Origin of the sequence: Mycobacterium gallinarum (assembly GCF_010726765.1) — a bacterium.
GTDB classification, from domain to species: domain Bacteria; phylum Actinomycetota; class Actinomycetes; order Mycobacteriales; family Mycobacteriaceae; genus Mycobacterium; species Mycobacterium gallinarum.
The window spans coordinates 4843364-4866735 of the sequence record NZ_AP022601.1 but is presented as its reverse complement, the minus strand read 5'-3'; the positions used below and the strand labels follow the sequence as shown (position 1 = coordinate 4866735).

The window sequence follows — 23372 nt, the reverse complement described above, 5'->3', positions numbered from 1 at the left end:
ACGCTCACCGCATGTCAGCCCGTCCGACCGCTTATCTCGTGCTTGCGTCGCAACGCAGCGGGAGCACGCTCTTGGTCGAATCTTTGCGAGCGACCGGCGTCGCGGGTGAGCCTCAGGAGTTCTTTCAATATCTGCCGACCACCAGCCAGTCGCCACAGCCACGCCAATGGTTCGAAGGCGTACAGGACGAGTCGATCATCCGTCTGCTGGACCCACTGGACGAGGGCAAACCGGATCTCGCACCGCCGGAGATCTGGCGCGACTACATCCAGACAGTAGGACGCACCCCCAACGGGGTGTGGGGTGGCAAGCTGATGTGGAATCAGACGCCCTTGCTCGTCGAGCGGGCAGCGGGTCTGCCGAACCGGTCCGGTGACGGTCTGCTCGCCGCGATCCGCGATGTCGTCGGCAGCGATCCGGTTCTAGTCCACGTGTACCGGCCCGATGTTGTCTCCCAGGCGGTTTCGTTCTGGCGGGCGGTGCAGACCCGCGTGTGGCGAGGTCGGCCTGACCCGACGCGGGACTCCCGCGCCGAATACCACGCAGGCGCCATCGCTCACGTGATCACGATGCTGCGCGAACAGGAGGTCGGTTGGCGCAACTGGTTCGCCGAGGAGCAGGTCAAGCCGATGGAGATCCCCTATCCGGTGTTGTGGCGCAACCTCACTCAGATTGTGGGCGACGTACTCGAGGCAATCGGTCAGGACCGTCGGTTGGCTCCCGCACCTGTGTTGGAACGTCAAGCCGATCAGCGCTCGGACGAATGGGTGGACCGCTACCGCGCGGATGCGGAACGGGAGGGGTTGCCGACATGACGGTCGACACGCTGCACGTCGACGAGCTGCGGGCACTCGAGGCCGAGGCGGTGCACATCATCCGCGAGGTGGTCGCCGAACTCGAGCGACCAGTGCTGCTGTTCTCTGCCGGCAAGGACTCCATCGTGCTTCTGCGGCTGGCGGAGAAGGCATTTCGGCCGACGCCGCTACCGTTCCCGGTCATGCATGTCGACACCGGCCACAACTTCGACGAGGTCATCGAGTTCCGCGACCGCCGGGTCACCGGCGAGGGCCACAAGCTGCTCGTCGCGTCGGTACAGGAATCGATCGACAGCGGCCGGGTGCCGGACCCGGGTCCGGCCGCCTCCCGCAACCGGCAGCAGACCCGCACCCTGCTCGACGGCCTGGAAGCCGGCGGCTTCGACGCGGCGTTCGGTGGTGCGCGCCGAGACGAGGAGCGAGCCCGCGCCAAGGAACGCATCCTCAGCTTCCGTGACGAGTTCGGCCAATGGGATCCACGCGCGCAACGGCCGGAACCCTGGTCGCTCTACAACGGCCGGATCAAGAAGGGCGAACAGGTCCGGGTATTTCCGCTCAGCAATTGGACCGAGCTCGACGTGTGGCGCTATATCGAGCTGGAAGACCTTGAGCTGCCGTCGATCTACTTCGCCCACGAGCGGGAGGTCTTCGAACGAGACGGCATCCTGCTCGCGGTCTCCGAATACGCCAAACCCGAAGACGGCGAGACCGCGTCGACGGAATGGGTGCGCTACCGCACCGTCGGCGACTTGACCATCACCGGCGCGGTGCGCTCCCGGGCGACCGATATCGAGGGAGTCATCGCCGAGATCTCGGCGGCCACCGTCTCCGAGCGCGGCGAGACACGTGCCGACGATCGCACCTCCGCCGCCGCCATGGAGGACCGTAAGCGCGAGGGATATTTCTGATGACTCGCCAGCTGTTGAGAATCACCACCGCCGGATCGGTCGACGACGGCAAGAGCACGCTGATCGGGCGACTGCTGCACGACACCGACAGCCTCCCCCTCGACCACCTCGACGCGGTCACCGACGAGGATGGCGTCGCGGGCCTGGCCGCGCTCTCCGACGGCCTGCGCGCCGAACGGGAGCAGGGCATCACGATCGATGTGGCGTATCGCTCTTCTCCACCGAGGCGCGCAGCTACATCCTCGCCGACACCCCCGGCCACGAGCGATACACCCGCAACATGTTCACCGGCGCCTCAAACGCCCACGCGGCCATCCTGCTCGTGGACGCCCGCGCCGGCGTGCTGCGACAGACCAACCGGCATGCCCGGATCGCAAAACTTTTGGGCATCAGGCATTTCGTCGCCGCGGTAAACAAAATCGATCTCGTCGATTTCGACCAGGGCCGGTTCGACGACGTCGTGGCCGAAATTCGGCAGGCCGCTGAACGTCTCGGCGGAATCGATGTCACCGTCATCCCCATCGCGGCCAAGCACGGGGACAACGTCGTACACCGGTCCGAACGCACACCGTGGTACGACGGACCGACACTGCTGGAATTCCTCGAGGGCATCGAGTTGTCGGCACCGCACCCCGAGCCGGAGAAGCTGCGGTTGCCGGTGCAGTGGGTGTCGCGACCGACCCCAGAGCAGCGCCGGCGCTATACCGGTCGGCTCTCCGCCGGGACACTCGAGGTCGGTGACCCCGTTGTCAGCCTTCCGTCCGGAACCCGTTCGACGGTAACCGTCATCGACACTCTCGATGACGAGCGCACGACCGCCGTCGCCCCGCTGTCGGTATCCATCGAGCTGGCCGACGACATCGACGTCGGTCGTGGCGACGTCTTCGTCAGCGGTGCCGACGACGCCGCGCTGCCCGTGCTCGCACGTGAACTCGACGTCACGGTCTGCTGGTTCCTCGACAGCCCGCTGCGCGCCGGCGACCGGCTCGCGCTCAAGCAGGGCACCCGAACGGTTCGCGCCACCGTGCAGGCCCTTCATTCATGGCTCGATCCCGAGACGCTCGACGAGCTCGACAACCCAGTCGAGTTGGTACTCAACGACATCGGCGAGGTGACGCTGCGGACGAGTTCAGTCGTCATCGCCGACTCGTATACGGACAACCGCGACAGCGGCGCGTTCATCCTGATAGACGAGACCACCAATGACACCGTCGGTGCGGGCACGATCATCGAACCGCGCGAAGTCAAGCCAGGAGTGCAGACGCGCAACGACATCCGTTGGCATCCCTCCTCGTTGGATCGCGGCCACCGGTGGAAGGCGACCGGGCAACGCGGCGCCACCATCTGGTTCACGGGTCTCCCGGCATCGGGCAAGTCCACTGTCGCGGTCGCCGTCGAGCGGGCACTTGTCGAGGCCGGCGACGTGGCCTACCTGCTCGACGGCGACAACATCCGGCACGGCCTGTCAGATGATCTCGGCTTCTCGCCGGGCGATCGTGCCGAGAACATTCGTCGCGTCGGGCACCTGACCAGGCTGTTCGCCGACGCAGGCGCGGTGGCGCTGGCCTCGCTGGTGTCGCCGCTGAAGTCGGACCGCGAGATCGCCCGTGCCCTCAACGACGCTGCCAAGCTGTCGTTCATCGAGGTGTACGTCTCGACTCCGGTTGAGGAGTGCGCCAAGCGCGACCCCAAGGGCCTCTACGCCAGGGCTCGTTCCGGTGAACTGAAGGGACTCACCGGAGTCGACGCTCCCTACGAGGCACCGGAGTCCCCGGACCTCGTGCTGGATACCACCGGCGCCGACATCGACAAGCTCGTCGCACAGGTCATCGAACTGCTCAACCAGAAACGCGCCATCTAATTCACCTGTGCAACAACGAATATCCGGCGAAACGGAAAGAATCTCGTGCCGTCCGGTCGCATCGGGTAGGCCTCGTCGAGCATCGGGATCAGCTCCTCGCGGAACTGCTGCCACTGCGTCTCGTCGAGCCGGCTCTTCACCGGCGTCAGCGCTGTTCCGGTGATCCACTCCAGCACCGGGTTCTCGCCGCTGAGCTCGTGGACGTAGATCGTCTCCCACGCGTCGACCCGACAACCAGCGTCGGCCAGCAGCGCTGCATACCCCGCCGCGTCATCGACCTGTACCTCGCGGAACGGAAAGTCCCGCAACGGCTCTGACCACCGGTCCCGACGTGCGAGCGTGCGCACGGCCGCGTGCGACGGGGCGTCGAAGTTGCCAGGAACCTGCATCGCGATCCAGGCTCCGGCTGACAGCTGACCGGCCCATCGGACCAGCAGCTCAGCGTGGTCGGGCACCCAATGCAGCACCGCATTGGTCAGCACGACGTCGGTGTCGGATTGCGGTACCCAGTCGCCCACGTCGCCCACGTCGGCATCGACACCACGGTCACGCGCCGCCTCCACCATTTCCGGAGAACTGTCCCAAGCCTCGATCGTGGCGTCAGGCCAACGTTGCGCCAGGCTGACGGTGAGGTTTCCCGGACCGCATCCAAGGTCGACCACCCGCCGCGGCGATTCGGCCGCCACCCGCGACATCAAGTCGACAAACGGCCTGCCGCGGTGGTCGGCATAGGTCAGATAAACGTCAGGATTCCACATGGGGCCAGTCTTGCACTCGGGTTACGATGCGGAACGTGACCACTTCGGACACCACCCCGGTGGATCCACCCATCCCCGTACCCGATGTCCCCGGGGCTGACGCAACCGTCCAAGGACTCCCGCGTCGCGGCGATCTCACACTGCGCCAACGACTCATCGTGGACTCGTCCGCAGTGGCCGACATCGCCCTACGGACCGCCATCGCCTCGCTGCTCGCGACGACGATGCTGCCGACGCTCGTCGGCGGGCTGCGCGGCAGCCGAGCGCGGGCCGAACAAGATCAATTGCGGTTCTACGCCGAACTGGCTTCGGCGAAGGACCCCACGTTGTCCTTTCCCACGCCGACCGAGGTGCCGCGGGTCGCCTCACGCCCAGCCAGCCCGATCGCCGAGTGGATCGCCAAGGGCAATGTGCACAACATCCGTTTCGACAGCAGCTTCGAAGCGGTCAATCCGGCGTTGCGTGAACAGTGCCGAGGCTTCGCGCGCAACAACGTGGTACATGCCCAACACTGGCGCCACGACGACGGACCCCACCCGACACTGTGCGTCATTCACGGCTTCATGGGGTCGCCGTATCTGTTCAACGGCCTGTTCTTCTCGCTGCCGTGGTTCTACCGGTCCGGCTACGACGTCCTGTTGTACACCATGCCGTTTCACGGCAGCCGCGCCGAAAAAGGCTCGCCGTTCAGCGGTTACGGCTTTTTCGCGAACGGCTTCTCCGGTTTCGCGGAAGCCATGGCACAGGCCGTGCACGACTTCAGGTCGATCATCGACTACCTGGAGTTCACCGGCGTCGACCGCATCGGTCTGACCGGAATGTCGTTGGGCGGCTACACCTCTGCGCTGATCGCCAGCGTCGATGACCGGATCCAGGCGGTCATTCCGAACGTCCCTGTCGTCGCGCCCGACCAAACCGTCGACGAATGGTTCCCCGCCAACAAGGTCGTCCAACTGCGGAGCCTGCTGTCGAACACCGACTCGGAGCTCACCAAGGCGGCGGCACGTTTCTCGTCGCCGCTGAACTACGAGCCTCTGGTTCCCAAGGACCGGCGGCTGATCATCACCGGTCTCGGTGATCGGCTGGCGCCGCCGGAGCAGGCCGAAATGCTATGGGAGCACTGGGATCGCTGCGCGTTTCACTGGTTCCCCGGCAACCACATCCTGCACGTCAGCCAGCCTGACTACCTACGCAGGATGACCCGCTTCATGCGCGATTTCATGTTCGACTGACCAACGGCCGCCCACCATCCATCCGGCCGGCTCGAGCAGTCCCTGAGGCAGTGGGCTGCTCGGGATGTCGAGGCGTTCCGCCGAACCCGGCGCCAACGCGGTGAGCAACAGTCCCTGAATGCCGGGTTGGGCCGTGAGACCGGCCATGGGCGTACCGCGCACCGGTTCAGCGGTCCGGATGGCGCACAGTGCTCGCACCCTGGGTTGTGCCGAGGTGCCACCGAATTCGAGTACTGTCCAAGTCTCCGTCGGCTGCGACCACAACTCGGCGAGCCGATCGGGGAGGGCGTCGTCGACCGGGATTCCATACGCCGAAACGAATCCGCCGTCGTCCCGGACTCCGCGCCACTTCTCGCGGCCGCCACCGGTCAGCGGCGTCGACGCACCGTCGACGATGACCGCCAGCAGACCATCCTCGCGGAGGTGATCGGCGAGTCGGCGACCGACGATCTGGGCCGTGTCCGACAGGGGGAGGTCACCGGAACGGGCCCTGAGCGCCGCCAGGTTGTCGACGGCGCGCAGCGTCATGCTGATCCAGGTCGAGCGGACGCCACCGTCGTCGCGGTTGGTCACCCGGACCTTGTCGCAACGGATGCCGAAACGTTCGACGTACCCGGCCACCGTCGGAAGCGAAAGGCCCATTCCGGCCGGATCGTCGACGTGCAATACAACGGTGGCTTCGCCGGCCGCCGTTGGCTTCGGCTTGGAATGGTTGCGCCGCCAGATCGCGAAGACACGACCGATCATCTGTGTCACGAACAGTCCACGCCACCAGGCGAAGGCGAACAGCGTGACGCCGATGGCGACACCGAAAACCCACCAGTCGGTGTCGGACTCCCACGGGTAGGCCATGGCAGCGGGAACGATGAGAAGTAGCGCGAGCGCGATTCGGATGGTCACTTTGTCTCCGTCTTTCGTCTTTGGGCGGCGACCCCCGCGGTGACGGCGGCGACCAGCGCCAGCACACCGGTGCCGACGAACGCGACCGTGCGCGGCGTGTTCTCCGGTGGTGCCGGCTGCGGCGGGGCGGCTATCGGCTTGGGTTGAGGTTCACCGGCGACGTCGCTCGCGGCGCTGACGTCCCACGTCAACGACGCGACGGCATCGACGAGCCCGGCGCCGGTCAGGTTGGACGGCGCGCGAGCCGCCCCCTGCGCGCCCGCCGTCAGTCGTTCGACCACCTGCTCGGCGGTCAACTCCGGAAATCGGCTGCGCACCAATGCCGCAACGCCGGAGACATACGCAGCGGCGAAGCTTGCGCTGTTGAGGGGGAAAAGCTCACCCTGCTCGTTGGGCAACGCGTTGGCGAGCCCGCCACCATCGGCGTTTCCGACCGAAGTGATGTTCTCACCCGGCGCCGCGATTCCCACCCACGGGCCGGCCATGGTGAAATTCGAGGCCGTGCCGGTCGAATTCAATGAGCCGACGGACAGGACGTACTGCTGCCACCACGACGGGATCGAGATCTCGGTCACGCCTGCCCAGTTTCTCGGGTCCTCGGGGCGACCCGGATCCGACAGCGGATTCGACGGACAGGCCGAACCAGGATTCAATCCGGCCTTGTTGTTACCGGCCGCCGCGATGATGACGGCGTCCTTGTCGACCGCGGCGTAGCGCAGCGCGGCGCCGAGTTCGGTCTGTTCGACAGTCTTGTTGGCGGGCAGGCACGTCACCGCCGAGATGTTGATGACGCGGGCACCGAGATCGGCCGCGCGAACGACGGCCCGTGCGAGTGTTGCGACGTCGAGCGCCACCCGTGCGGTCAGGGGATCCTCCCCGGTGTCACGAGGTGCGTAGCGCGCCGATGTCGACCGGATAGACAGGATCCGTGCCCCGGGTGCAACTCCCGAGAAATCGTCGTCACCCGGTTGTCCGGCGATGAGGCCGGCCACCAGAGTTCCGTGTCCGTCGCAGTCCACCAGACCGTCGGTGGTTTCCACGAAGTCGCCACCCGGGTCGACGTTCGGCAGGCGTGGTCCGGGCCGCACGCCGGTGTCGAGTACCGCCACGAGTTGTCCGTCGCCGCGGCTGTACTTCCACGCCCCGGAGAGGTTGAGCATCGACGAGTTCTGGTTGACCGCACCGGGATCGCTGCCCGGCAGCACACCGGTCGCGACGCACGGGTTGCGCTGCGCCATCGGCAGTACGGGACCCGGCGCCCCAGAAGGCGGCGCCGCCCCGGCGTCCAGTTCGGGCGGCGTGATCGCCCCTGCCGCAGGACAACTCACCGTCGCGAGGGCCAGCATCGCCGTCGTGGCCGCAAGCGCGCTACGCAGCATCGCGTACGTCACCGATGCCTCATCGATTCAGCACCCAGGCGAACAGTCCAACCAGATACGCCAGCACCGGAATCAGCGACGCGTCGACACCGGAGGCGAGGAAGCCGACCAGACGGCGCATCGGCAACGAATAGGTGTCCGGCGATGCGACCCGCGGGACGAGCGCCGCGAACACGAACACGGCCGTCAGACCGGCCAGTGCCGCCAACGTCCACCAGGCCGCGGTATAGCGGTCCTCGGCGGCGAACCAGACGAGGAACAGGGAACCCATCAGGAACGGCTGGGCGAGCAGCCACGCCTTGCACGGTGCGGAGTCCCACACCCGGGCGCGCAACACCGCGCCGAGCGCGACCGCACCCACGACGTACCACGCCCAATACGAAACTCCGGTCGGGCCGGCAATCAGCCAGGTTCCCACGGTCCCGAGCACCACACCGCCTGCGACGAAACCGGTTTGGTGCGAATCGGTCACGCGCACCCGACGCGGGAGGTCTTCCAGCACTTTGAGCGAGGGCGGCGGCGGCGTCGGGTCGCCCGGCGCGGGGATCACCGGCGCAGGCAGGCGCGACCATGTCGCGGAGAGTTGCGGGGCCTGCACGGTGACCACGAGGGCCAGCACGATCAGGATCGAGGCGATGACGACGGCGTCCAGCTGCAAGATCGTCGCAGCACCGGCGGTGAGGACGGCGGCGGCACCCACCACGGTCACTGCGGTGAAGACCGCGATAGCGCGCTCTGCGACGGTGATGCTGACGATCGCCCACGCCGTCACGCCGGCCGCGGCAAGCAGCACCTGCGCCGCGCCGGTCTCGCCGGGTACGGAAAGCCCGAGTGCCGCGGCGATCGGGACCAGCGCTGTGATCGACAGCGCGGTGGCTAGTTTCGGCGCGCGTCCCCACGCGAGCATGGTGACGAGCACGGAGAGCACCGCGACGCCGCACGCCGCGATGAGCCCGGCGTAGCCGCCGACTGAGAGCCGGTGCGCGGTGGCGAACACCGTTGCGGTCAGGATGAGTGCGATCAGGGCCAGTGTTGCACCCCGCTGAATATGGCCTGCACTCCAAGGCTTTTCCCGTGCGGCAGAGAAGATGACCGCGGCGTCGCCGATGTCCTCCACGATCCGCGGTGCGGGCGGCCCGGCCGGTACCGGTTGCAGCGCCAGCAGATCGCCGTCGACCACGCCGACGGTGTTCAGTGTGGCGTCGAGGCTGAACGGCGCACCACCGATCGGGGCGAGCGAAAGCTGCACAGGGTCAGAAGAGTCGCCGTCATCCGTCGCCACCGCCATTCGCCTTACCGCGGGCAGGATCTCGCGCAGCGGAAGCTCTGTCGGCAGGGCCATGTCGGTGACTCGACCGCCGCCCGCAGAGTCTGGGCCGCCCGAGGCGAGCACGGCGACGCGAACGATCGGCATCACCGCCGAGGAGTTGGTGCCGATCAACTGACTGTCTGACGCCATTGCTGGTGTTCCGTTCTCTGGTCCGAGTCGAAGTCTCGGGTCAACTGCTGGTTGGGGAACCACTGCCCGTCGGGCAGCGTGGAAGTGAGCCGCTCTATCGCGGTGGCGATGGCCAGCGGCGTGCCGGGGGTGAAGGTCGAAATCCACTCCCCATCGAAGGCTTTCGACGGGGCGACGAGGACACGCCCCTCTCGGGTGTCGACGACGCTGACGCCGACATTCGTGCTCACGCGATGGCCGTCACGGTGGTCGCCGGCGACGATCTCCACATAGCTGCGGTCCGGCGCGTACGCCGCCGTCACGACTGCGCGCGCTGTCGCGGGGATGCCGAGGAACTCGATGACGTCATCGAGCGCGGCGCCGTCGCGCAGCTGCTCGTCGGCGCGCGCCCCGGTCCGTGCGGGAATGGTGAACTCCTCGAATTTCGCCGGCGACCGTCCCGACAGCCCGGCGGTCAGGACGGGCACCAGTGCCTGCGGATGGTCGATGTCCAGGGCGGTCAGCGTGATCAGGCCGCCGCCACGCAGCGCGACGATGTGCTGTTCGGTCTGCTCAACGCGACGTGCGACGTGGCCGCGCAGCATGTTTCCGGATCCGCGAACAAATCTGAGGTCGATCCAGCGCCGGGGCCGGCACGTCGTCGTGACCCATTGCCGAACACCGGGATCGATGACCCCGTCCCCGGTCATCACCCCCAGTGCCTCCAGCTCCGCGGAGAGCCTGGCCGCGACCGCCGCGCGCTGCGCGTGATCGCTGTAGGGCGGCGTGATGGCGAGAACCCAGGGAAAGCTCCCTGCTCCCAACGCATCAGCGACAAACCAGGCCTGCTCCGCGGTCAGCTCGACTGCGTTAGCGGTCAACGAACCTCAGCCACCCCACTTGGCGCCTTCGGCCGCGTCGCGGGCGCTCATCGACATGGTGTTCGTCTCGTGGGTGGCGGCCATCGCGCGGTAGGCCCGCACGAGCTCCTCGAGGCTGGTGTTCCATTGCGCCTGCCACGCCTGGTAGGTCATGCCGGTATCGCCCTGCCACGCGCTCGCCAGCGCCGCCTGCTCGGCGGCGATGTCGGCACCGACGCCGTGCATCGCACCGGCATAGCCGGCCATCTCGCCCGCGTGCCCGAGCATCGCCGGGTAGTTGTACATGATCTGCGACATCAGGTTCTCCTCTGGTCAGTCGGGAAGTTCAGATCTCAGATGGCGGTGTAGGTGCTGGCCGCTGCGGCGTCCTCGGCAACGTAAGTGCCTGCGGCGTCGCCGAGGTTGATCTGCGCGATGTCGAGCAGCGAGTTGATCTTGGCGGACACCTCGATGAAACGAGCGTGCGCAGCCTGGAACGCAGCGGACGATTCGCCCATGTGGAAGGCCTGCGCCGACTGCGCCGCCTGCTCGGCCTGGGCCATGGTGCTGCGCATCAGCGCAGCCTTGGCGGCGAACGCGGCCTCCGACGAGACCAGCTGCGGGATGTGAGCGTCCAACATGCTCATGGCTTTTCCTTTCGATTGTTAGCTCTGTCGTGGGCGGAGTCGGTCGAACAGTCTGCTCAGTTGCGCGTTCCCCCCTCTTGGTCCCAGTCGCCAGGCAACATGGGTTCTGTGGGACCGCCGCCGAACGAGTCGCCGGAGAGCTCAGTGAGCCCGGTGGCCTGCTCCGTCTCCGACTTCGTTGCGGCACCGGTGAAACCGACTGTCCCAGCGCCGCGTTCGGACGCGCGCATGCGCGAGCGCGGTTCCGGCGGCGTGTCCTCGGCTTCGGGTTCGTAATCCATGAACGCGTCGGCGTACTGGCGCTGGTGGATCGGCCGCGCACGCTTGCGGCGGGCCTTGCGTTTTGCCAGCGACGACGCCGCCGCGGCGGCCGCGGCAGATGCCGCGATGTCGGAGGCGGGCGCCTTGGCTCCGATACCGTCCCGGAACGTCGGGGAGACACCGCCGTCCGGGCCTGCACCGGGAATCACGTACGGCAGCGCCGCGCCGACACCCGGTGCCGGCGCGGCGCCCGCGGGCGCGGACCCGGCGCTGACCGACGGTGACGGCGCGGCAGTTCCAGTGGGCACAGTCGGTGCCACCGATGTCATCGGCGGCAGGCTCTCCGCCCGCGCGACCGGAACACGTGCGGGGGCCGGCGCGGGCGCGGGGGCAGGCGCGGGCGCGGGAACCGCTTGTGGCGGGTTCAGATACTGGTAGATGAGCCCGATCATGATCGGGAGGAATATCGGAGCGGCGAAGATCATCGACCAGGTGGTCCATCCGAGCGGCTGGGTGATCGCCTGGTATGCGATGAACAAGAGCAGCACCCCCGACGACGGATTGCCGAGCCACCCGAGGAAGTTGTTCAGGAAGTCGCTCAGGAAGTCGAAGATGGCGCGAAAGAAGTTGCGCACGAAGTTCAGGATCGACTCGAAAAAGTCCTCGAAGAACTTGACGATCTGCTGCAGCAGATCCGAGATGGAGTCCGCGACGTTCAGCGCCGCACCGGAATCGGCGGCCGTCACCATCGCTGCGGACTGCTGCGCGTCCGCTGCCGCCGAACCCGCTTCTCCGACACCGGGAGTCAGCAGGAACGGCGCGGGTATGGTCGTCGGCGCGGCGGCCACCGCGGCGCCGGACACCGCCTGATACGTACTCATGGTCGTGGCGGCCTGAATCCACATCCGCACGTAGTCGGCCTCGTTCAAAGCGATGGGAATCGTGTTGATCCCCAGGAAGTTCGTGCCGACCAGTATCCCGTGTACGGCATGGTTGAGCGCCAGCTCGGCCAGCGTCGGCATCGTCGCGAGCGCCACGCTGTAGGCGGCGGCCGCCGTCTCGTGCTGGACGGCGGTCGCCGTGCTGTTGGCACTCGCCTGCGCCAGCCAGGCCAGGTACGGGGTGTGTGCGGCGACATACTGCTCGGCGCTGGGGCCCTCCCAGGCGCCGCCCTGAACCCCGCCCAGCACGCCGGTCAACTCCGCTGCGGCCGAGGCATATTCGGCCGCCAACGACTGCCAAGCCCCCGCGGCTGCCAGCAGCGGACCCGGACCAGGGCCTGCGCTGAGCATCGCCGAATGCACCTCCGGCGGGAGAGCCATCCAGATGGGGGCGGTCATGTTCAGCTACCGAGCGGCCCGTGGGCCGCCAAATAAGACACAGCAGCCATCGCGTCACCGCTGAGATAGCTGGCACCGGACTCGCCGACCCCGACGCCAGAACGTCCGAGTTCCTCGACGCCGAGCGCGGCCATCGTGTTGTGCTGCACGCCGCGCGCGCTCATCCCCGCCGCGGTCTGCAGCGACACGGCATCGGCGGCGGGCGGCAGGACGGCAGTGATCAGGGGCGCGGCCGCGGCGTGAGCGGCGGCGAGTCGGGCGGTCAGTGCCTCGACCGCGGCGCTCGCCGCGACAAGACCCTCGGGAACTACGCGCAGAGTCATCAGTTGAACTCCCTTCCTCTGTTTCCGTTAATTCCGGTGCTGCCTGTACTGCCTTGGACGGTGTCCGCGAGCGGATTGACGATCTGCAGGAACGTCGGAGCATCGCCGTCGTCGAGCAACATGGCGCGACCTGCGGGCAACCTACGGAACCGGTGGCCCCTGATCTTGCCGCTGTCCTGCGGGTTACCGGACAACATGACGATGGCGGCTTGTAGCTCGTTCAGACGCCGCAGCAGCGGAGCAGTCATCAACGCGTGCGCCGATCCCGTCGCTCGCGCAGTGACAATGACGCGCAGCCCCAGCTCGCTCGCCTGCGACAGCAACCCGATGATGCCGGTCCACGGACGCTGGCCGACGAACGGCCCGCTGACCGCGGGAGCGTCCGGGATCTGGTCCACGTCGTCGACGATCAGGTAATGGGTGTGGCCATCGGCACCTGACTGGTAGGACCACCTGCTCAACTCTTGCGGGCTCAGCCCCGCCGGCGGTCGACGCTTCTCCAAGAGTGCCGAGAGCCCCAGCATGGCGGGCGTGATCCGATCGATGTTCGGGGTGTACTCGTTGTCGGGGAACAACGGTTCCTCGACGAGGTGCAGACGGCGGTCGACCACCGTGAACGCCACGCGGTCCGGCGTCGAGTTCTCGCGGATCGTGCGAATCACATGGCGCAGCAACGTCGTCTTGCCCGATTTGGAGTCACCGAACACCATGAGCAACGGATTGTCCGAGAAGCTCAATGACACCGCGGCCAGATCCTCCTCGCGCAGGCCCACGACCACCCGCTCCGGTGCCGGATACAGCGGCGCCACCGCGGCCGGGGCCAGCTCCAGCGGCAGCAGCCGCACCGGCGGCGCCGCGACACCCGGATACCGCGCATTGATGACCGCGATATCGCGCAGCGAGGGCTCCGCGACGAGGAAGTGCTCGGCCGCCATCGTCAGGCCGCGGCCCGGCTGGTCGGCGGGCACGGCTTCGGCGGGCCTGCGCAGCGCACCGGTGATCCGCACATTGCTGTCACGCGCATCCGCGAGCTTGAGCTCTAGCCGCAGCCCGAGCCCGTCGCGCATCGCCAACGGCACCTCGAGCCAGTTCGGCGTGGTGATGACGACGTGGATGCCGTAGGACATACCCGTATTGACCAGCTCGGTGACTTTGGCCAGCAACGGGTTTCGGGTGTTGAACGTGTCGGTGTTGTCACGGCTGAACGCGTACAGGTTGTCGATGACCAGAAATACTTCGCCGTACTCGTCGCGTTCCCGGCCGTTGCCTACGTGACCGCGAGCCTGGCGGGCCCGCAGCAGCTGTTCGAGTTCACCGAAGGTGCGCCGGATGCGTTCGGGTTCCAATGGCGACGCGACACTGCCGACGTGGGCGAGGTCCTCCAGCTCGCGCAGCTGACCGCCGCCGTAGTCCAGGCAATAGAACGTGACGTCGCGGGGCGAGTGCAGCGCGGCGGCCGACAGGATGAACGTCTGCAGCGCCGTCGTCTTGCCCGACCTCGGTCCGCCGTGAATCAGCACGTTGGCGGCGGCCGACGTCGCGTCGAAGATCAGCGGATCACGCCGCATCGCGAACGGTCGGTCGATTTCGCCCAGCGGCCAGCGCCATTCACGCTCGGACACGTCCGCACGGGCGAGCAGCTCGTCCAGCGGTATCGGCTCGTCCAGCGGGGGCAGCCACAACCGCGGCGCCTTTGGGCCGTAGTGCGAGAGCTGGTCGCCGATAGTCGCGACGAGCTTGCGCGGCGGACGGTCCTCGTGCGCCGCTGGTTCGACGACCGTCACCGTGTCCGCGGGCGCCTCTACGTGGCCGGCGGTGAACAGCTGCGGTGCCGGAAGCGATTGCACGACAACTGACTTCTCGACCCGGGGCGGATCGTAGATGCCGTCGACATAGGTGCTGCGGAACTTGACCGGCATGGCGCCGGGCGTCGGCACCAGGTAACCCTCACCCTTGTGATCCGGCCCGGCCTCGATGTGGAATGCGTCCTCGACACCGATGATCTGGCGGCTGACGGCCGGGCTTGCCACCTTGAGCCCGATGCGGTACGAGGTGTTCTTGTCGATGTCCTTGATGCGACCGACGTCGAGAGTCTGCGATGCGAACAGGATGTGGATGCGGAACGAACGGCCCTTGCGCGCAACGTAGTCGAAGAGATCGGCGTACTCGGGATGGTCGGACAGCATCAGCGAGAACTCGTCGGCGACGACGAGCAGCGTCGGCATCGGCGGCAGATCGTAGGACCCGTCCGTCGACGAAGAACGGTAAGCCTCGTACTCGAGAACCGAGCTGAAGGCACTGCCCTGCACCCGCCGGCCTGCTTCCATCAGCAACTGTTCGCGGCGCGCCACCTCACCGCGCAGCGTGTCGGCGAACCGGTCGGCCAGCGAACGCTTCTCGGCCATGTTGGAGATGACGGCGACGACCTGTGGGAAGTCACGGAAGATGTCGGCTCCGGCCTCGCCCTTGAAGTCGGCGTAGATGACGATCAGCCGGTCCGCGGAGTGAGTGGTCAGCAGCGACAACAGGATCGACATCAGCGTCTGCGACTTACCGGAGCCGGTCATACCGATCATCAGACCGTGAGGGCCCATGCCCCCCTCTGCTTCGTCCTTGAGATCGAACTCCAGCGGATCGCCGGTGGACGTGACACCGATGGGCACCCGCAGCTCGTCGGCACGCGCGCGGGGCGCCCACAGACTCGCCACGTCCAGCGCCGCGGCGTCCGAAATCCCGAGCAGCGTCGAGAACGTCGCCACCCCGGCATTGCTCGTACGCGCGTGGCTGGGATTGGAATCCCAGCGGGACAGCCGTCGCGCGACGTGGCGGGCCTCAGCGACATCGAGATGATCGGCCGCATCGACATACGGTGCCCAGCCGCCGGATTGCCACCGCTCGAGCCTCCCGTCCACGACGCGCAGGATGGGCCGTTCGGGGTCGGGGTACTGCTCGCGGTGCGGAGGTTCGGCGATGCGCTGCACCAACGTCACACCGGACAACCCGCCGCGCGGCACCAGGATGTTCGGATCGGCTGTGCTGTTCTCCGGATCGTCGACGACGATCAGCAGGTGCTTGACACTGGAATCCGCGTCGGAGCCGAACGGTGCGCGGTCGTCGAGCACCGGGTCTAGCAGCGACCGCAGTTGTGTAACGTCGTCGCAGAGATAGCGCGCAGGGCCCGCACCGTCCGATGACCCGGGTATGTCATTGTGCGGCAACCACTTCAGCCACGACCAGTCGTCGCTCTCGACGTCCGGAGACGCCAGGGCGACACCGAGGACGGCGGGGTCGTGCCAGGTGACCGCCTGCATGAGCCACGCCCGCAACGCACCACGAACCTCGTCGGGCTCGCCCAGCACGGAGATCCGCGAGACCTTGGCCAAATCGATCGCCGCGGGAACTGCACGCACCGTGCGCTGCACGTCGAGCAGTCCGCGCAACGTGGTGTGCGAGACCGGTTCGAGGTCGACCTCGTCGGCGCTGTCCTTGACCCGCAGCGCGGCGCCCAGCGGTGCATCGTGCAAACCCGTTCGCACCACGAGGAAGTCGCTGTCGTGCGGGTCGCGCTCCCACTGGCGGCGGGTGCCAGGCACCTCGGCGAGCAACCTGGGATCCGGATGCGACCACTCGAGGGCGGCACGCTGTTCGGCCGCGTGCGCGCGCACGTTGTCACGGACCACCGACAGGTACCGCAGGTAGTCGGCGCGCTCGGCGTCCACCTCTTCGGTGCGCATCTTGTTGTCGGTGCCGCGGTATAGCGCTGTCGCGGCCAGCAGCAGGACGAACGGGAAGAACAGCGTTGTCGGCGAGATCAGCCGCATACCGGTGGCGACCAGCGCGACGATCATGCCGATGATGAGAATGACGATCAGATAGGGCAGCACCCGCCGCAACAACGACGGCGGCACCATCCGGGGTAGTTCCGGTGGCGGTTCGATCGTGATGGTGCCCTTGCGCAACGTCGGTGGCGCAATCCTGCGACGCGCTTCGAAGATGAGCCGACTCACGATGGGGTCTCCCTCACGACTGCGGGGCGGGGGTCGGCTGCGAGCCCGTCGTGGGCCAACAGGGCGTCGGCACGCGACAACGTCGGGCCCTCCGCGAACTGGCTCAGCATCGACCACGGAATGGGTAGCGGCGGCGGGGTCAGTCCGAGCGCCGCGATCGTCTTCTGGTCACTCTCGGTGTCGAGGCCGTACCGCACGCCGGTGTCGCTGAGCCAGAAGATCGCCCCTCCGACCGGCTGCGTCGACGTCCCTCCGCCGTCCTGGCCAACGGTCTGCACCAGGAAGCCTGAGCCCGGTGTCAGCACGACGCGGTCCGCCGTGGTACCCGATCCGGCTCCGACCAGTGCGACGGTGCGCAGTTCGTCGGCCACCGGAAGCGTTACGCCGGAACGCAGCTGAAGCGTTCCCCCGGTCGCATCCGCGGGCCGTGTCCACTGGGCGCACGTCAGCGGTGCGTCGGTGGCGTCGACGATCGTGACCGGCTCGCTCGGATACGCGTCGTTGTCGATACCGCTCGCCACCGGCGCCTTGGCGATGTCGTCGGCGCCCAGTCGTGGCGGCTGGTTGAGTCCGAACGAGTTCGTGTTGCGCAGGATCGCGGCGACCACCGGCGAAACCGGTTGCAGCCCTTGGCGAAGCACCGCGTAGTGCTGTAGTGCATTGTCGGCTCCGAACGATGTGACGACCGCACCGACCGGTGCCGGCGTCGGCAGCGTATAGCTCGTCGGCTCACCCGCACCCTCGATGACGGGCGCACTCAGCGCGGGAGCCTCCGGAATTGCGTTGGACAGTCCCGGAGCGACGGTGCGACTGGCGGGCGCGTCCGAACCCAGACCCAGCGCACCGGTGACCGCGCGATCGTTCAGGTCGATCGTGCTGCGACGGCCGCCCCACAGCAGCCATGTGCCCGCCTTGGGTCCGGACTCGTTGGAGACCAGAATGACCTCGTTCTTGGGCAGCACCGCGGCGCGTTCGCCGCCGTCGGCCAGCGGGGCGGCGATCAGCGTAACGCCGGTCGCCGGTCCGGAAGCTCCGTCGCAGACCGTCCAGTCCGCGTCGCCGGTCGTGTTCTGCACCATGCGTTCTGGCGCACCGGGGATGCCGATCAGGTTGCCGCGCGCGAACTGGTCGATCTCGCTGGTCTTCACCGTGGTCGGGTTGTCGGGTCGGCCCGCGATCAGGCGCGCGGAGGTCAGGTTCAGCACCGGGTGCAACTGGTCACCGAGGCGGACGTAAAGCGCCGACGTGGTGCGGTCCGCCAGGATCGCGTCGTTGCCCGCCACGCCGCCGGGCCTGATGAGCGAGAAGATGAAGCAGCCGGCGAGACCGGTGATCAGCACGAGTGCGCCGACGAGGACTGCGCGCGACTGGGTGCGCAGCGGATCGACGAGCATCCGGGTGTCGTGCAGTGCGACACCGGATGCGATGCGCCGCATGATGAATCGCCAGCCCGAGACCTGATGACGGGTGACGAATCCGCGCCGGTAAGCGACCCGGTCGGGGTTCTCGTTGACCGGGGTTCGAGAGGTGAACTCGCGGCGGTCGCCACCCCCGTCCTGGCCGCTCATTCGGACACCGACAGTCCGAGGCCGCGCAGCAGCGGGACGGCAGATCTCGTGACGTCCTGGTCGGTGATGGTCATCAGCTGGTCATCGGTGAAATCGTCTGTCTGGGAATGGTCGAGGCGGAATTCCCGCTCCTCTTCCGAACGCTCAACGAGGTTGCGGACGAACCGGCCGTTACCGGCGATGTCGAGGTTGCGTCGCTCGACTCCGTTGGCGTCGGGGGTGGTGACGGAGGCGAGCTGGCCGAACAGCATCTCCATGTGTTGTAGCGCCGCCGGCTCGAAGACGCTGTCTCGCTTCTCGGCCATGCGCATCGCGATCTCCACCAGTTCATGCGGCGAATACGACGGGAAGTCGATGCTGCGGGTGAACCGCGAACGCAGACCCTCGTTGGTGTCGAGGAACGCGTCGAGGTCCTTGCGGTATCCCGCGACGATCACGACCAGCCGCTCGCGGTCGTTCTCCATACGGGCCAGCAGGGTGTCGATGGCGACGAGACCGAAGTCGTTCTTCGCGCCGGTCGACACCAGCGCGTACGCCTCGTCGAGGAACAGCACGCCGTCCAGTGCGCTGTCGATGACGCCGTTGGTCTTCGCCTCGGTTTCGCCGATGTGCTGGCCGATCAGGTCGGCGCGGTGCACCTCGCGCACGGTTTCCTTCTTGAGAATTCCCAGCCCGCAATAGATCTTGGCGACGACGCGCGCAATCGTCGTCTTGCCGGTGCCCGGAGGTCCCGCGAAAACCAGGTGGTTGGTGCGGTTGGCCACGGTCAGCCCGCGCTCCTGACGACGGATCGCCATGGCGACCGAGCTCTTCAGCCGGGCCACCTGGTACTTGACCTCTTCGAGGCCGATGAACTCGGCGAGCTCCGCCTCGGCCTCGATCAGCAGGTGGGCCTTGCGCTCCTTCGCGCCGGGATCAACGAAATCTGTTTCGGAGGGCTCGGTTTCGGGATCCCACGGATCGGTCCGGGCCTCGATCCTGGCTGCCGTCGTCGGCACGATGCCGTACGAGGTATCCGAGATCGCCATCTCGACTTCTTCGTTCTCGGGGTTGGCGGCGTAGAGCTCGGCGAGCACGTCGGCGGCGTCGAGGTCCTCGCCCTGCGCGCGCAGAGACAGCGCCCTGGCCAGTGCGCCGTCGACGGCCGCGACCGCGACGGGCCCGGAGGGGTCCTCGAGGTAGGACAGCGCCGGCGCGAACATGCCCAACCTCGCGAGCGACGTGCCCAGGGCGATACGCACGGCGTGTGCGTATCGCTCGTCCAACTTCGCGTCGTTGACGATGGGGGTGAGCAGGCGCACCACGTCCGACCATCGCTCGGTCCGGTAATACATCGCAACCCGCACCCACCGTGCCTCGAGCCAACTCGGCCGTCGGGCGATCAGGGGGTCGACGAGTTTGTCCGCCGCCGCATAGTCGCCGGCGTCGCACAGGGTTACCGCGTACGCCAGCGCGAAATCGTCGGGCGTCGAGGCCGCGAATTGGAGGTAGAGACCGGTGTCGTAGTCGAAAACCAGATCGCCGTCGGCGAGGTCGACCTCGCGCTGCAGCACACCAGCGGACTTCACCGTCCGCCACACGGCTTCGATGACCAGCGCGCTGGTATCGCCGGCGGCGGCCAAACCCGTCCACGCGTCACACTGCTCACGAGCGATTCGCGTGAGTTCGGCAAACCCGGAGCGAGCCGCCGAGAGATCCGGCGGGCGTCGCCGATCGTGGACGGACAAGCCCAGCGCCCGGCAACACGTCGCAAAACGACTCACGACGTCGCTGTCGACGCGGGACGTCGCAGCAAAATCCGTTGATAGAGGCACGCGCGCTTGTCTCCCCGTAAGTTATGCCAGGCTAACCTTCGTGAAGTTAGCATTGCATAACTTAACTGTCGAGACTCACGGTGTGGGTTACGACGTGACTGCACTCACCCCTTGATCGCGCTTACCAGACTGATCGTGCTGGTCATGGTGCCGGCGTCGGAGTCGAGCGCGGGGACCGGACGGCCGTGGGCCCGTAGATAATCCGGAAGCGGTGTGGCATCGGCGCGCCAACCCCTGGCCCCGAACCACTGGGCCGCCGGCTCGTGCTGCTCGTTGTATATGAGCTCGAAGAACGGACCGCCGTGCGCCGAGCCTCCCCCCGCCCGCTCTTCCTCTTGTTTGGCGACGAACGCGTCGGCATCCATCGGCACGGACTCCTCCACCGCGACGTGGCTGCCCGGCGCCGAGAGCGCGTCGATGCCGGCGAACAGCTGAACCTGCGCGGTCGCGGGCAGATAAATCAGCAGGCCCTCGGCAATCCAGGCCGACGGCGACGTGGGGTCGAAACCGTGATCGAGCAGTGCCCGTGGCCAGTCATCACGCAGGTCGACGGCGACTTCACGGCGCTGGGCGCTGGGCCGCACGCCAGCCAGGGCACCGCGCTTGAAGTCGAGAACCTGCGGCTGATCCAGTTCGTATACGACGGTCTCGGCGGGCCAGTCCAACCGAAATGCACGCGAGTCCAGACCGGCTGCGAGCAAGACGATCTGGCGTACTCCCGCGGTGGCGGCCCTGCTGAAGTAGCTGTCGAAGTATCGCGTCCGCACGCCTTGGAAGTTCACGAAGCCGACGCCGAACTCGGATCTCAGCGGGTGCTCGGGCGCCCCGCCGTCGAGCAACTCGGACCACTGGCCGCCCACGGCACGACAGAACACCTCGGCGAACGGGTCGACGGCGACGGGGTCGGGTTTCTGCGCCTCCAGTGCTCGCGCCGCGGCGACGAACAAGGCCGTCGAGCCGACACTCGTCGTGATGTCCCAGGTGTCGTTATCGGTACGCATGCAGCCGTTGTACGCGGCCAATCTGACAACCTGCTTACAGCCCAGGTGGCTGCCCGCTAGGTCAGGGGTCGGCCGGTCCGGATCCGCCAGTCGAGATCGCGCAGCATCCAGTTGAACGGGAAGCGCCGAATGAACCGCGGCATCACCTTGTTCACGGTGCCGATGCCCGTCATCACCCGATTGAACCTGCGTTGCTTGCTCGCGTCCCACGGCAGCCGCATCTCGTCGCGGAACCGTTGCGGCAGAAAGCCTGTGGTCATGAACAAGTTGACCGCGTCCAGCCGCTTCTGCAACGGCCGCGGCAACGTGGCCTTCCCGAGACGCCCGGCCGCGATGGGCCACAGATACTCATGAACGGCGTCGTCGATGTGGATCCGTTCCAGTGACTGCTGCCAGTACTCGTCGAAAGCCTTGCGATCGGCAGGCCACATCTCCGCGGGCACCTGCAACGTCGTACCGAGTGCCATGCCTTCGCGATAGTGGCGGTCCGCGGTTTCGTCATCCATCTCGCCGACGAAGATGCGATGGACGTCGACGAAACCCTTGTACAGACATGCCGCCACCCACATCTGCAGGTCCTTGTCGAAGGCGTTGTATTGCACCGGGTCGCCAGGCTTCGAGTACACCTGTGCGTGGGACTTGTTCACCGCGCGGCGATACAGCTTCTTCTGCTCGTCGGTGCCCGAGAGCGCGACCGCGAGATAGGTGAAGGTCGTCCTGGCCCGCTTGATGGGATGACGGTCGGCGCGTCCGCTCTCGACCCGGCTGTCCTTGACCCCGTACCCGACACCGGGGCGGGCCAACTCCATGATCACGTTGGCGCCTCCGGACAGCAGACCGATGAACGCGGCGTCATCCGCGGCGCCCATCCACCTCGGCGGCTTCTTACCGCCGGGAAGCACCGGGTCGTTGAGCGGACGCTCGACGTGATCGATCGGAACAGTGACCGTCATTGGCCGTCACCTATCGGTAAAGTGAGAACGCGTGTTTCCTGATATTGCCTGCGAATGTGACAGGTGTCAAGATGGCAGGTATGGCACAGGTCCGCCCCTATCGCGGCGTCGACGCGGGCGAACGCATCGCAGGTCGCCGTCGCCGCCTGCTGGATGCCGGGCTCGACCTACTCGGCGCCGCAGGTAAGGACCCCGCCGAGCTGACCGTCCGCGCGATCTGCGGGCAGGCCGCGCTGGGCGTTCGGTACTTCTACGAAAGCTTCAACGACAAGGATGACTTCGTCGGAGCGGTGTTCGACTCGGTGATCGCCGACATCGCCGCGACCACCCAGGCCGCGGTCGCCGCGGCGTCCCCGGCCGAGCAGGCCCGTGCCGCGATGGCCAACGTCGTCCGCACGATCTCCGCCGACCCCCGCGTCGGACGCCTCCTTTTCAGCGTCGAGCTGTCCAACACCGTGATCGTGCGCAAGCGCGCGGAGTCGACGGCCTTGTTCGCCGCCCTGCTCTTCGCCCATGAGGGCGTGAAGGGGGCGCTGGACAACAAAGCCGCATCCCATTTCGCGGTCGGCGGAGTGGGTCAGGCCATCAGCGCATGGCTGTCCGGGGACGTCGAACTCGACCACGACGAGCTGGTGCAACTGCTGGCCGCGCTGATCGATCAGCTGGCCGCGATGCCGCCGAGACCCTAGACGGATACCCGCGGCCGGCGATCCGCGGCCGTCTTCGGCTCGGTCGTCGTATCACTGTCGGTGAATTCCTTTGTCCAGCAGGCGAACTCGAGAGTGATGCCGTCGGGGTCGAAGAAGTAGAACGATCGCACGTACACCCCCGGATGTACCGTCGGGGAGACCTGCTGCTTGCTCTCGTCATGGTTGAGCACCGGGCCGACACGCACGCCCTTGTCCTTGAGTCGCTGCCGGTATTCGTCGAACTCCTCCGCCGGGACGTGGAACGCAAGGTGGTTCATGGTGCTCACGGCGCTCACGATGTCGCCGATACCCGGAATCGCCTCGGGCGACGAGATTCCCGGAACCCGATCCGGTGCGTCGGCGAACCAGAAGAACGCCACGCAGTCGCCGTTGCCCGCATCGAAGAAGAAGTGTTGTCCCATGCCCCCCGGCAGGTCGAGCGACTTGATCAACGGCATGCCAAGCACATTGCTGTAAAAGTCGACCGTCTTCGCCATGTCCGAGCACACGAGCGCGACGTGGTTGATGCCGCCGAGTTCGAACTCGGAATTCGGGTTGTTCGGCTTGATCATGTGTGGCTGCTCCTCTAGTCAAGCTCGATTTCTGAATCTAACATCA

The 23372-nt window shown here is 67.0% G+C and carries 19 protein-coding genes and 1 pseudogene; 5 read left to right on the top strand and 15 right to left on the bottom strand.

Annotated features, from left to right (window positions below; genetic code table 11):
• The first annotated feature begins 11 nt into the window (after window positions 1-11).
• From stf0 to cysC, 3 genes and pseudogenes are all read left to right on the top strand, one after another.
• Window positions 12-815 (top strand): trehalose 2-sulfotransferase, encoded by an 804-nt coding sequence (gene stf0, locus G6N42_RS23985; protein ID WP_163733835.1) that lies wholly within the window; start codon window positions 12-14, stop codon window positions 813-815.
• Window positions 812-1723 carry a sulfate adenylyltransferase subunit CysD gene (gene cysD, locus G6N42_RS23980; protein WP_163733832.1) on the top strand — a complete coding sequence of 304 codons (912 nt, stop codon included), beginning with the start codon at window positions 812-814 and terminating at the stop codon, window positions 1721-1723. The genes stf0 and cysD overlap by 4 nt, the downstream gene beginning before the upstream one ends.
• A pseudogene (cysC, locus tag G6N42_RS23975) lies at window positions 1723-3584 on the top strand (adenylyl-sulfate kinase). Before cysD ends, cysC begins: the two are co-directional and overlap by 1 nt.
• Here the strand turns inward: cysC and G6N42_RS23970 are convergent.
• Window positions 3581-4342 (bottom strand): trans-aconitate 2-methyltransferase, encoded by a 762-nt coding sequence (locus G6N42_RS23970; protein WP_163733829.1) that lies wholly within the window; start codon window positions 4340-4342, stop codon window positions 3581-3583. The pseudogene cysC and the gene G6N42_RS23970 overlap by 4 nt on opposite strands.
• 26 nt (window positions 4343-4368) lie before the next feature.
• Between G6N42_RS23970 and G6N42_RS23965 the strand changes: the two genes are divergently transcribed.
• Window positions 4369-5574 carry an alpha/beta hydrolase family protein gene (locus G6N42_RS23965; RefSeq protein WP_163733825.1) on the top strand — a complete coding sequence of 402 codons (1206 nt, stop codon included), beginning with the start codon at window positions 4369-4371 and terminating at the stop codon, window positions 5572-5574.
• Here G6N42_RS23965 and eccE read toward each other — a convergent pair.
• From eccE to G6N42_RS23900, 13 genes are all read right to left on the bottom strand, one after another.
• Window positions 5530-6474 (bottom strand): type VII secretion protein EccE, encoded by a 945-nt coding sequence (gene eccE / locus G6N42_RS23960; protein ID WP_163733822.1) that lies wholly within the window; start codon window positions 6472-6474, stop codon window positions 5530-5532. The two genes, G6N42_RS23965 and eccE, sit on opposite strands and share 45 nt — an antisense overlap.
• Window positions 6471-7853, bottom strand: coding sequence for a type VII secretion-associated serine protease mycosin (gene mycP / locus G6N42_RS23955; RefSeq protein ID WP_163738089.1), 1383 nt, complete (start codon window positions 7851-7853; stop codon window positions 6471-6473). Before mycP ends, eccE begins: the two co-directional genes overlap by 4 nt.
• Window positions 7854-7872: 19 nt before the next feature.
• Complete coding sequence (eccD, locus tag G6N42_RS23950) at window positions 7873-9312, bottom strand: type VII secretion integral membrane protein EccD (protein ID WP_286201649.1); 1440 nt, start codon at window positions 9310-9312, stop codon at window positions 7873-7875.
• Window positions 9291-10172: an ESX secretion-associated protein EspG gene (locus tag G6N42_RS23945; protein ID WP_163733820.1), complete on the bottom strand. Its 882-nt coding sequence runs from the start codon at window positions 10170-10172 to the stop codon at window positions 9291-9293. The genes eccD and G6N42_RS23945 overlap by 22 nt, the downstream gene beginning before the upstream one ends.
• A gap of 6 nt (window positions 10173-10178) precedes the next feature.
• On the bottom strand, window positions 10179-10469 hold the full coding sequence (locus G6N42_RS23940; protein WP_163733816.1) for a WXG100 family type VII secretion target: 291 nt from the start codon (window positions 10467-10469) through the stop codon (window positions 10179-10181).
• Window positions 10470-10504: 35 nt separating this feature from the next.
• Window positions 10505-10798 carry a type VII secretion protein EsxS gene (locus G6N42_RS23935; protein ID WP_083129361.1) on the bottom strand — a complete coding sequence of 98 codons (294 nt, stop codon included), beginning with the start codon at window positions 10796-10798 and terminating at the stop codon, window positions 10505-10507.
• A gap of 56 nt (window positions 10799-10854) precedes the next feature.
• A complete protein-coding gene (locus tag G6N42_RS23930) occupies window positions 10855-12399 on the bottom strand; it encodes a PPE family protein (protein ID WP_163733813.1) in 1545 nt (514 codons plus the stop codon).
• A 2-nt stretch (window positions 12400-12401) separates the two neighbouring features.
• Window positions 12402-12722 (bottom strand): PE family protein, encoded by a 321-nt coding sequence (locus tag G6N42_RS23925; protein WP_163733810.1) that lies wholly within the window; start codon window positions 12720-12722, stop codon window positions 12402-12404.
• A complete protein-coding gene (gene eccCa, locus G6N42_RS23920) occupies window positions 12722-16729 on the bottom strand; it encodes a type VII secretion protein EccCa (protein WP_163733807.1) in 4008 nt (1335 codons plus the stop codon). Before eccCa ends, G6N42_RS23925 begins: the two co-directional genes overlap by 1 nt.
• Window positions 16726-18297 carry a type VII secretion protein EccB gene (eccB, locus tag G6N42_RS23915; RefSeq protein ID WP_163733804.1) on the bottom strand — a complete coding sequence of 524 codons (1572 nt, stop codon included), beginning with the start codon at window positions 18295-18297 and terminating at the stop codon, window positions 16726-16728. The genes eccCa and eccB overlap by 4 nt, the downstream gene beginning before the upstream one ends.
• Entirely contained in the window at window positions 18294-20111 is a 1818-nt protein-coding gene (eccA, locus tag G6N42_RS23910; RefSeq protein ID WP_163733801.1) for a type VII secretion AAA-ATPase EccA, read from the bottom strand. Before eccA ends, eccB begins: the two co-directional genes overlap by 4 nt.
• A 104-nt stretch (window positions 20112-20215) precedes the next feature.
• Window positions 20216-21112, bottom strand: coding sequence for a class I SAM-dependent methyltransferase (locus tag G6N42_RS23905; RefSeq protein WP_163733799.1), 897 nt, complete (start codon window positions 21110-21112; stop codon window positions 20216-20218).
• A 56-nt stretch (window positions 21113-21168) separates the two neighbouring features.
• Window positions 21169-22065: an oxygenase MpaB family protein gene (locus G6N42_RS23900; RefSeq protein ID WP_163733796.1), complete on the bottom strand. Its 897-nt coding sequence runs from the start codon at window positions 22063-22065 to the stop codon at window positions 21169-21171.
• A gap of 80 nt (window positions 22066-22145) precedes the next feature.
• On the opposite strand from G6N42_RS23900, the gene G6N42_RS23895 reads away from it, so the two are divergent.
• Window positions 22146-22754 carry a TetR/AcrR family transcriptional regulator gene (locus G6N42_RS23895; protein WP_163733793.1) on the top strand — a complete coding sequence of 203 codons (609 nt, stop codon included), beginning with the start codon at window positions 22146-22148 and terminating at the stop codon, window positions 22752-22754.
• Here the strand turns inward: G6N42_RS23895 and G6N42_RS23890 are convergent.
• Window positions 22751-23326: a VOC family protein gene (locus tag G6N42_RS23890; protein WP_163733790.1), complete on the bottom strand. Its 576-nt coding sequence runs from the start codon at window positions 23324-23326 to the stop codon at window positions 22751-22753. The genes G6N42_RS23895 and G6N42_RS23890 overlap by 4 nt on opposite strands.
• Window positions 23327-23372 lie beyond the last annotated feature (46 nt).

Excerpts from the sequence above, each read along its gene's own strand:
- stf0 (WP_163733835.1), top strand. The coding sequence starts at position 12 with ATGTCAGCCCGTCCGACCGCTTATCTCGTGCTTGCGTCGCAACGCAGC.
- G6N42_RS23970 (WP_163733829.1), bottom strand. The coding sequence starts at position 4,342 with ATGTGGAATCCTGACGTTTATCTGACCTATGCCGACCACCGCGGCAGG.
- G6N42_RS23935 (WP_083129361.1), bottom strand. The coding sequence starts at position 10,798 with ATGAGCATGTTGGACGCTCACATCCCGCAGCTGGTCTCGTCGGAGGCC.
- G6N42_RS23930 (WP_163733813.1), bottom strand. The coding sequence starts at position 12,399 with ATGACCGCCCCCATCTGGATGGCTCTCCCGCCGGAGGTGCATTCGGCG.
- eccB (WP_163733804.1), bottom strand. The coding sequence starts at position 18,297 with ATGAGCGGCCAGGACGGGGGTGGCGACCGCCGCGAGTTCACCTCTCGA.
- G6N42_RS23905 (WP_163733799.1), bottom strand. The coding sequence starts at position 21,112 with ATGCGTACCGATAACGACACCTGGGACATCACGACGAGTGTCGGCTCG.
- G6N42_RS23940 (WP_163733816.1), bottom strand. The coding sequence starts at position 10,469 with ATGTCGCAGATCATGTACAACTACCCGGCGATGCTCGGGCACGCGGGC.
- mycP (WP_163738089.1), bottom strand. The coding sequence starts at position 7,853 with ATGCTGCGTAGCGCGCTTGCGGCCACGACGGCGATGCTGGCCCTCGCG.
- cysD (WP_163733832.1), top strand. The coding sequence starts at position 812 with ATGACGGTCGACACGCTGCACGTCGACGAGCTGCGGGCACTCGAGGCC.
- G6N42_RS23900 (WP_163733796.1), bottom strand. The coding sequence starts at position 22,065 with ATGACGGTCACTGTTCCGATCGATCACGTCGAGCGTCCGCTCAACGAC.
- G6N42_RS23890 (WP_163733790.1), bottom strand. The coding sequence starts at position 23,326 with ATGATCAAGCCGAACAACCCGAATTCCGAGTTCGAACTCGGCGGCATC.
- eccD (WP_286201649.1), bottom strand. The coding sequence starts at position 9,312 with ATGGCGTCAGACAGTCAGTTGATCGGCACCAACTCCTCGGCGGTGATG.
- G6N42_RS23965 (WP_163733825.1), top strand. The coding sequence starts at position 4,369 with ATGCGGAACGTGACCACTTCGGACACCACCCCGGTGGATCCACCCATC.
- G6N42_RS23895 (WP_163733793.1), top strand. The coding sequence starts at position 22,146 with ATGGCACAGGTCCGCCCCTATCGCGGCGTCGACGCGGGCGAACGCATC.
- G6N42_RS23925 (WP_163733810.1), bottom strand. The coding sequence starts at position 12,722 with ATGACTCTGCGCGTAGTTCCCGAGGGTCTTGTCGCGGCGAGCGCCGCG.